We start from the raw sequence: 1,118 nt of genomic DNA on the forward strand, positions 1-1,118 counted from the left end.
TGGGGCAGATTCCATTTTCAAATGCAACGAAGAGAATAATGGTCGTAGTTTCAGGAGGATGGAATGGCCCGCTCTTTTGTGCAGTTGAGTATGGACGAACGGCGCATCATCGCGCGAATGCATGAGAAGAGGAATAGCCAAGCGGAGATCGCCCGCGCCCTTCGTCGCGATCGCTCGACCATCTGCCGCGAGCTTCGACGGAATTTCTGGCGTGATCACGACGTTCCAATCGTGCAAGGCTACTGGCACGTGACGGCGCATCAGATGGCTGAGAGCCGCCGGCGTCGCTACCGAAAGCTGTTGCGCGACCCACATCTGTGCGCTGCAGTCGTCGATCGTCTGAAGGCCGGCTGGTCCCCTGAACAGATCTCCGGGCGCCTTAGGCTTGTCAGCGGTTCGTCTACAAAATTGAGTCATGAGACAATCTATCAGTATGTCTATTCACAGGAAGGCCGCGATCAGCAGCTGGCTCGACACCTGCCGGAACGACGCAGGAAACGGCGTCCCAGATATGCGCGCAAGCCAAGAAGTCTCGTCTTTCCAATCGAATGTGCCATTCGAAACAGACCCGAGGTTATCAATTCCCGCAGCGAGTTCGGCCACTGGGAGGCGGACCTGATGATCTTCAGGAAGGAGCATGGTGCCGCTAATATTGCCACTGTCGTTGAGCGTAAGAGCCGTTACACAGTTCTGTTCCGCAACAATGACCGGCGCTCGAAGCCGATCATGAATCAGTTGATCCGTCAGCTGGCACCCCTGCCCGCGCAAGCGCGGCAAAGCCTGACATTCGACAGAGGATTGGAATTCGTCTCCTGGCGCGAACTGGAGCATGGAATGGGAACGACAGCCTGGTTCTGCGATCCGCAAGCACCATGGCAGAAAGGGACGGTCGAAAACACCAATAAGCGCATCCGGCGTTATCTTCCGCCGGAGACCGTCGTGTTGGACGTGAGCAATCAGGAGCTTCGCTCTCTGTGTGACCGGCTTAACGACACGCCACGCAAGTGCCTGGGGTTCCAGACACCAAAGGAAATCTTCAGTAGGCATCTATTGGCTATGGAAAACCAAAGCGTGTAGATTTTCGAACAGCGTTGCATTCAATCTGGAACTAGCATGCA

At 55.5% G+C, this 1,118-nt stretch carries 1 protein-coding gene; it reads left to right on the top strand.

The window, feature by feature from the left end; genetic code table 11:
- Positions 1–63: 63 nt before the first annotated feature.
- A complete protein-coding gene (locus DFR48_RS21690) occupies positions 64–1,077 on the top strand; it encodes an IS30 family transposase (protein WP_114365289.1) in 1,014 nt (337 codons plus the stop codon).
- Positions 1,078–1,118 lie beyond the last annotated feature (41 nt).

Source organism: Ciceribacter lividus (assembly GCF_003337715.1).
GTDB lineage: Bacteria > Pseudomonadota > Alphaproteobacteria > Rhizobiales > Rhizobiaceae > Allorhizobium > Allorhizobium lividum.